Here is a 7,639-nt window from a genome sequence, read left to right as displayed (position 1 = left end):
TATACGAGACCGGCGCTGGCGGGCCGGGCCGGGCGGGGGCGAAACGCGGCCGCCCGCAGCGCGGCGGCCGGCCGGGTACTGCTTACTTCAGCGCCTTGAAACGCAGGCGCTTGGGACCGGCATCGTCGCCGAGGCGACGCTTCTTGTCCTCTTCGTACTCGCGGTAGTTGCCCTGGAAAAACTCCACGTGCGAGTCGCCTTCGAAGGCGATGATGTGCGTGGCGATGCGGTCCAGGAACCAGCGGTCATGCGAGATGACGAAGGTGTTGCCCGGGAACTCCAGCAACGCATCTTCCAGCGCACGCAGGGTTTCGATGTCCAGGTCGTTGGACGGTTCGTCGAGCAGCAGCACGTTGCCACCCTGCAGCAGGGTCTTGGCCATGTGCAGGCGGCCACGCTCACCACCGGACAGCGAGCCCACCAGCTTCTGCTGGTCCTGGCCCTTGAAGTTGAAGCGGCCGATGTAGGCGCGCGACTGGATCTCGACACCGTTGATGTTGAGGATGTCCAGGCCGCCGGCGATTTCCTGGAACACGTTGTGGTTGCCGGTCAGCGCGTCGCGGCTCTGGTCGACATAGGACAGCTTGACGGTCGGGCCGACCACGATCTCGCCCGAATCCGGCTTTTCCTGGCCGGTGATCATCTTGAACAGGGTCGACTTGCCGGCACCGTTCGGGCCGATGATGCCGACGATGGCACCCGGCGGGATGATCATCGACAGGTTGTCGATCAGCAGGCGCTCGCCGAACCTCTTGGAGACGTTCTTGAACTCCATCACCGAGTTGCCCAGGCGCTCGCCCGGCGGGATGAAGATTTCATTGGTCTCGTTGCGCTTCTGGTAGTCGACGCTCTGCAGCTCTTCCAGGCGGGCCAGACGCGCCTTGCCCTTGGTGCGGCCACCCTTGGCGTTCTGCCGCGACCACTCCAGTTCCTTCTGGATCGCCTTCTGGCGGGCCTTTTCCTGGTTGTCTTCCTGCTTCAGGCGCTCGTCCTTCTGCATCAGCCATTCGGTGTAGTTGCCCTTCCACGGAATGCCGCGGCCGCGGTCCAGTTCCAGGATCCACTCGGCGGCGTTGTCCAGGAAGTAGCGATCATGGGTGACGGCCACGACGGTGCCGGTGTAGCGCGCCAGGAACTGTTCCAGCCATTCCACCGACTCGGCGTCCAGGTGGTTGGTCGGTTCGTCGAGCAGCAGCATGTCCGGCTTCTGCAGCAGCAGGCGGCACAGCGCCACGCGGCGCTTTTCACCACCGGACAGGTTGCCGATCACCGCATCCCACGGCGGCAGGCGCAGGGCGTCGGCGGCCACGTCCAGCTGGTTTTCCAGGGTGTGGGCATCGCCGGCGGCCAGGATGGCTTCCAGCCGTTCCTGTTCCTTGGCCAGTGCGTCGAAGTCGGCGCCTTCCTCGGCATAGGCATCGTAGATCTTGTCCAGCGCGGCCTGCGCCTGCAACACTTCGCCCACGCCTTCCTCGACCGCTTCGCGCACGGTCTGGGCCGGGTCCAGGCGCGGTTCCTGCTCCAGGTAGCCGACCTTGATGCCGGCCTGCGGGCGGGCCTCGCCCTCGAAATCGGTGTCCACGCCGGCCATGATCTTGAGCACGGTGGACTTGCCGGCGCCGTTCAGGCCCAACAGGCCGATCTTGGCGCCCGGGAAGAACGACAGCGAGATGTCCTTGATGATCTGCCGCTTGGGCGGGACCACCTTGCTGACGCGGTTCATGGTGTAGATGTATTGCGAGGACATGACGTCTCCGTAGCGCACGCCCGCGCCCGGTCCGCAAGGCGGACGAGCCCGAGGCAAAAGGGAATGGGCGATTATAGCGGGAAGCCGCCCGGCACCGGCGGTCGAGCGCGGCTGGCCGCCGGATGAATGGCGCCGGTGGTAACCGTTTCCAGCCGGAAACCGTTCAGATCGCGTGAGCATGATGGGAAGCGTCCATCAACACCGCGAGGGCCACCATGAAGATGCACCGACTTGCAGTCGCAGCGATGACCACCCTGCTGGCCTTCGGCGCCACCGCCCCGGCCTTCGCCGCCGGCGATCGCGACCATGACCGCGGCCGCAACGGCTGGGACGATCGCGGCCGTGGGAACGGCCATGACCGCCGCGACTGGCGGGATGACCGGCGCGACGACCGCCGGCATTACAGCGCTGGTTACCGCGAGGGCTACCGCGACGCCCGCCACAACGACCGCCGCTACTATGCCCCGCCGCCGCGCGTGGCCTACCGCCCCTACGGTTTCGAGCGCGGCTACCGCTACAACAACTATTACGGCGGCCCGGTCTACGTGGTCAACGACTATGACCGCTACCACCTGCGCCGTCCGCCGCATGGCCACCGCTGGATCCGCGACGACCGCGGCAACCTGCTGATGGTGGCCATCGCCACCGGCATCATCGCCGACATCGTGTTCAACCACTGAGCCGGCGGCGATCGCGGGAAAGGCAGGGCGCCCATGGGCGCCCTTGCTGTTTCCGGGAGCGAGCGGGACGGCCGGGGTGGGGCAGTGAAGGAAGCGCTACAATCGGCCCTTCCCCCGCCCACCTTCCCAGGAGCCGAGATGTTCCCGCGTGACGCCCGTATCGAGTCCTACGACCCCGAGTTGGCCAAGGCCATCGCCGCCGAATGCCGGCGCCAGGAAGACCATGTCGAGCTGATCGCCAGCGAGAACTATGCCAGCCCGAGGGTGATGGAGGCGCAGGGCAGCCAGCTGACCAACAAGTACGCCGAAGGCTACCCGGGCAAGCGCTACTACGGCGGCTGCGAGTACGTGGACATCGCCGAGAAGCTGGCCATCGACCGCCTGAAGCAGCTGTTCGGCGCCGATTACGCCAACGTGCAGCCGCACAGCGGTTCGCAGGCCAACCAGGCCGTCTATTTCGCGCTGCTGCAGCCGGGCGACACCATCCTGGGCATGAGCCTGGCCCATGGCGGGCACCTGACCCACGGCGCCAAGGTCAATGCCTCCGGCAAGATCTTCAATGCCGTCCAGTACGGCGTGAACGAGCAGGGCCTGATCGATTACGACGAAGTCGAGCGTCTGGCGCTGGAACACAAGCCGAAGATGGTCGTGGCCGGCTTCTCGGCCTATTCGCAGATCGTCGACTGGGCGCGCTTCCGCGCCATCGCCGACAAGGTCGGCGCCTACCTGTTCGTGGACATGGCGCACGTGGCCGGCCTGGTCGCCGCCGGCGTCTACCCGAACCCGATCGAGCACGCGCACGTGGTGACCTCCACCACCCACAAGACCCTGCGCGGCCCGCGCGGCGGCATCATCATCGCCAAGGGCGCCGGCGAGGAGATCGAGAAGAAGCTGCAGTCGATCGTGTTCCCGGGCATCCAGGGCGGTCCGCTGATGCACGTCATCGCCGCCAAGGCGGTGGCCTTCAAGGAAGCGCTGGAGCCGGAATTCAAGGCCTACCAGCAGCAGGTGGTGAAGAACGCGCAGGCGATGGCCGATACGCTGATCGCGCGTGGCTACAAGATCGTTTCCGGCGGCACGCAGAACCACCTGATGCTGGTGGACATGATAGGCAAGGACGTGTCCGGCAAGGACGCGGAAGCCGCGCTGGGCAAGGCCCACATCACCGTCAACAAGAACTCGGTGCCGAACGACCCGCGCTCGCCGTTCGTGACCTCGGGCCTGCGCCTGGGCACTCCGGCCATCACCACCCGCGGCTACAGGGAGCCGGACTGCGTGGCGCTGGCCAACTGGATCGCCGACGTGCTGGACAACCCGGGCGACGACAACGTCATCGCCGGCGTTCGCGAGAACGTCACCCTGCAGTGCAGGCAGTTTCCGGTTTACGGATAAGCCCGGGTGATCGGCGACCGGTGGCACCGCAGGGTGTTCCTGGTGCTGATCGTGGTATTGGGCCTGCCCACGCTGGTCGTGGGCGGCCTGCTGGCCGCATTGAGTGCCGGCATGGGTACCGCCTTCTGGGCGATGGGCGGCATCGAGGCAGGTGACGGTGTTTTCCTCACTGCCTGGGGTTGTCTGGGCATGGCGGGACTGCTCGGTGGTGCACGGTTGTCCGTCGCGATGCTGGTCGGCAGTGTGGCCACCCTGTCGCGTGTCCGCTGGCCGTGGTGGTCGATGCTGATTGCCGGCGTCGTCGCGGCATTGCCGTTGGCCGTACTGCTGGTTTACCTGGCCTGGACCGGCGAATTTTCCACCGGTTTTCCATGGCCTGCGCTGTTTTTCGGGCCGTTGGTGCTTGTCCCTGCGCTGCATCTGCTGTATCTGCGTATTACCTGCCATCGCCGGATCGCGCCTGGTACGCCCGAAAAGGCCTGACGCCCAAGGTTGTTCGAATGCACTGCCCCTTCTGCCAGCACACCGACACCCGCGTGATCGATTCGCGCGTTTCCGAGGATGGGGCGACCATCCGCCGCCGGCGCGGCTGCGAGGCCTGCGGCGAGCGTTTTTCCACGCTGGAGACCATCGAGCTCAAGCTGCCGGTCATCGTCAAGAGCGATGGCGGGCGCGAAGCGTTCGACGCGCGCAAGCTGCGGGTCGGTTTCGACCGCGCGCTGCAGAAGCGGCCGGTGCCCGAGGAGCGGATCGAGGCGGCGGTGCGCGCGGTGGTGCACCAGCTGCGGATGAGCGGCGAGCGCGAAGTGCCGTCGATCCGCGTCGGCGAGTTCGTGATGGACGAACTGCGCAAGCTCGACCACGTCGCCTACGTGCGTTTCGCCTCGGTCTACCGCAGCTTCGAGGACGTGGCCGATTTCCGCGACGAAATCGAGAAGCTGGAACGCGACCACCCCAGCGACGACGGCCAGTTGCCGCTGCTGGAACGGCCCCAGGTGCAGGAGGCGCGCCCGGGCAAGGGTGGCAGGCGCTGAGCCCGGAACGGGCAGGATGGGGAAGCGATGATGCGGATGCGATCGGAAGGGGGCCGGCTTTCCCGAGCCGGGCTGGCCGTGGCGTTGCTGTGGCTGGCGGGGACCGCGCAGGCGCAATCCGGGCCGGCGGAGGCGGCACGCCGTGCCATGCGGGCGGCCGAAGAGGCGGCCGCTGCCGTCGCGGCACTGGAGTCGGGCCAGGCCGGGATGCCATCCCAGGTGGAAGTCGCCAGCACGCCTCCGGCGCTGGTTGCCCGCTATGCGGTGGCCGAAGGTGGATTCGCCGGCTCGACCCTGCAGCTCAGCCAGGACGGGGGCTATGTGCTGCAGCTGGCGATGGCCCCTGTACCGCGCAGCTCGCGCGGGCGATGGTCGTTGCAGGACGACATGGTGCTGCTGCAGCCGCAGGACAGCCCGCGCGATACCGTGCAGCTGGTTCCCTACGAGGCCTTGGCCGACGAACGCGCCCGGTTGCAGCAGCAGTTCGCCCAGCTGCAGCAGGCCCTTTCCGGTACGTCGGATGAGCAGGCACGGGCGCAGCTGGAAGAACTGCGGGCCCAGTTCGCGCCGCAGCACGTGGCTGGAACGCCGCTGCAGGTGACCCTGCTGGACCCGGTCAGTGGCGTGGCCAGTGACGGCGTGCAGGTGGTGCTGGAACTGGCGCAGGGCGAGCCGATCGCCGCAGACAGGCTGGCGGGCGGGAACAGCTACCGCTTCCCGGCACCGCTGCCGGGGCAGGCCGTGACCGCCGTGCTGCTGCATTTCCCCGGGCTGGCCGAACCGGTTCGCCTGCCCTTGCCGGCACCGCTGCGGCCCGGTTACCTGGTGCTGTTTGATGCGTGTGCGGTGGGCATGTGCGTTTCTGACACGATGGGCCTGATGCTGGAGCAGCAGGAAGGTCAGGTACGCCTGCAGAGCTTCGGTGTCGGCGTGTTCAACGCGGTGGACGATTAGCATGCCGGCCGGTGCGCCGCCGCCGGCGGCTGTCGGGCTCCGATGAAGATCGTCAATCTGCAGGACCGGCGCGACCTGGTGCCGGCAATCGCCGCGGCCCATGTGCAGGCCTTCGGCACGCTGCTGCCGGACTGGACCGTAGCCCAGGCCGTGGCCGAGCTGCAGGCGCAGCAGCGCGATGCCATTCCCTGCAGCTGGCTGGCGATGGAAGCCGGGGACTGGTTTGGTTCGGTGAGCCTGCTGCATGACGACCATGAGCAGATCCGCGGCTGGTCGCCGTGGCTGGCCTCGCTGTATGTGAAACCCGAGGCGCGTGGCCGCGGTGTGGGCGCGGCGCTGGTTGAACATGCCATCGCGCAGGCCGCCGTCTTCGGCGTGCCGGAGCTGTACCTGTACTGCGAAGCGCCGAGGGTGGCGTGGTATCGCACTCTGGGCTGGCGGGTGCATGCCCAACTGCAGCTGGGGCCATTGGCGATCACGGTGATGGCGGTGGAGACCGGGCACCGCTGACTGCCGGACGCTGCCGGGGCCCGGCCCGCAGCGCATACACTGCTGCTTCGCCCGTTGCCGCGGTTGGCGGCGGGCCGGGTATGCAACGAGGTTTTACCGATGTCGTCGTTCACTGCCACCGATCACCTGCTGATGGCCCGCGCGCTGCGCCTGGCCGAGCGCGCCGCCTGGACCACGCGGCCCAATCCGATGGTCGGCTGTGTGATCGCCCATGGCGAGGAGGTGCTGGGCGAGGGCTGGCACCAGCGCGCCGGCGGGCCGCATGCGGAAGTATTCGCGCTGCGCATGGCCGGCGAGCGCGCGCGTGGCGCCACCGCCTATGTGACGCTGGAGCCGTGCGCGCATTACGGCCGCACCCCGCCATGCGCGCTGGCGCTGATCAAGGCCGGCGTGACGCGGGTGGTGGCGGCGACGGCCGATCCGTTCCCCGATGTCGACGGTGGCGGTTTCGCGCTGTTGCGGCAGGCCGGGATCAAGGTGGCGGTGGGGTTGATGGCGGACAGCGCGCGCGAACTCAACCGTGGCTTCCTGTCGCGGATCGAGCGTGGCCGGCCGTTCGTGCGGGTCAAGCTCGCCGCCAGCCTGGACGGGCGCACCGCGATGGCCAGCGGCGAATCGAAGTGGATCACCGGGGAGGCCGCGCGCGCCGACGTGCAGCGCTGGCGCGCGCGCGCCGGCGCGATCCTGACCGGCGCGGCGACGGTGCTGGCCGACGACCCGGCGCTGACCGCGCGTCCGGAGGCGGGCGATTTCCTGCCGCCTTTGCGGGTGGTGCTGGATGCGCGGCTGCGCACGCTGTCCTGCGCGCGGGTGCGCGAAGGCGGTGCGCCCACGCTGTATCTGCATGATCCGGCGTTGACGCCGCCTGCGCTGGAAGAAGCGGAGTTCGCCTCCGCGCCGCTGCACGCCGATGGCCGCTTCGACCTGGCGGCGGTGATGGCGCTGTTGGCCGCGCGCGGCATCAACGAGGTCCATGTCGAAGCCGGGCCGACCCTGTGCGGTGCGCTGCTGCGCGCCGGCCTGGCCGACGAGCTGCTGCTGTACATGGCGCCGCTGCTGATGGGCGAGGGCGCCCGCCCGCTGCTGGCCGGGCTGGGAATCGAGTCGATGGCGCAGGCGCGGCCGCTGGAGGTGCACGACCTGCGCATGGTCGGCAAGGACCTGCGCCTGCTGCTGCGCCCGGTCGCCCCGTAGAGCGGGGCACCGCCGGGTATTACCGGGCCAGCCCGCCGGGCGCCGCCCGGCGCTACAGCCCCCGCCGCCTTGTAGAGCGGGGCAACGCCCCGCTGGGGCATTACCGGGCCAGCTCGCCGGGCGCCGCC

General features: G+C 68.6%; 8 protein-coding genes. 7 read left to right on the top strand and 1 reads right to left on the bottom strand.

Annotated features, from left to right (window positions below; genetic code table 11):
• Positions 1–82: 82 nt before the first annotated feature.
• Positions 83–1,747 (bottom strand): energy-dependent translational throttle protein EttA, encoded by a 1,665-nt coding sequence (gene ettA, locus QMX80_RS17455; protein ID WP_055765989.1) that lies wholly within the window; start codon positions 1,745–1,747, stop codon positions 83–85.
• A 215-nt stretch (positions 1,748–1,962) separates the two neighbouring features.
• On the opposite strand from ettA, the gene QMX80_RS17450 reads away from it, so the two are divergent.
• The 7 genes from QMX80_RS17450 (at position 1,963) to ribD (ending at position 7,511) form a co-directional block, all read left to right on the top strand.
• A complete protein-coding gene (locus QMX80_RS17450) occupies positions 1,963–2,427 on the top strand; it encodes an RcnB family protein (RefSeq protein ID WP_055765985.1) in 465 nt (154 codons plus the stop codon).
• Positions 2,428–2,565: 138 nt separating this feature from the next.
• On the top strand, positions 2,566–3,819 hold the full coding sequence (gene glyA, locus QMX80_RS17445; protein WP_282278441.1) for a serine hydroxymethyltransferase: 1,254 nt from the start codon (positions 2,566–2,568) through the stop codon (positions 3,817–3,819).
• Between the two features lie 33 nt (positions 3,820–3,852).
• Positions 3,853–4,302, top strand: a complete 450-nt coding sequence (locus QMX80_RS17440) for a DUF4337 domain-containing protein (RefSeq protein ID WP_161809360.1) — start codon at positions 3,853–3,855, stop codon at positions 4,300–4,302.
• Positions 4,303–4,319: 17 nt separating this feature from the next.
• Positions 4,320–4,853, top strand: a complete 534-nt coding sequence (nrdR, locus tag QMX80_RS17435; RefSeq protein ID WP_055765975.1) for a transcriptional regulator NrdR — start codon at positions 4,320–4,322, stop codon at positions 4,851–4,853.
• A gap of 147 nt (positions 4,854–5,000) precedes the next feature.
• Entirely contained in the window at positions 5,001–5,807 is an 807-nt protein-coding gene (locus tag QMX80_RS17430) for a hypothetical protein (protein WP_282278438.1), read from the top strand.
• Positions 5,808–5,849: 42 nt separating this feature from the next.
• Positions 5,850–6,317: a GNAT family N-acetyltransferase gene (locus QMX80_RS17425; protein ID WP_282278437.1), complete on the top strand. Its 468-nt coding sequence runs from the start codon at positions 5,850–5,852 to the stop codon at positions 6,315–6,317.
• A 99-nt stretch (positions 6,318–6,416) separates the two neighbouring features.
• A complete protein-coding gene (gene ribD, locus QMX80_RS17420) occupies positions 6,417–7,511 on the top strand; it encodes a bifunctional diaminohydroxyphosphoribosylaminopyrimidine deaminase/5-amino-6-(5-phosphoribosylamino)uracil reductase RibD (RefSeq protein ID WP_282278436.1) in 1,095 nt (364 codons plus the stop codon).
• Positions 7,512–7,639: the final 128 nt, after the last annotated feature.

Source organism: Stenotrophomonas sp. PS02297 (genome assembly GCF_029959705.1).
Classification (GTDB): Bacteria; Pseudomonadota; Gammaproteobacteria; order Xanthomonadales; family Xanthomonadaceae; genus Stenotrophomonas; species Stenotrophomonas nitritireducens.
Note: the sequence above shows the minus strand (reverse complement) of the source record. Positions and strands in the feature narration are given on the sequence as shown.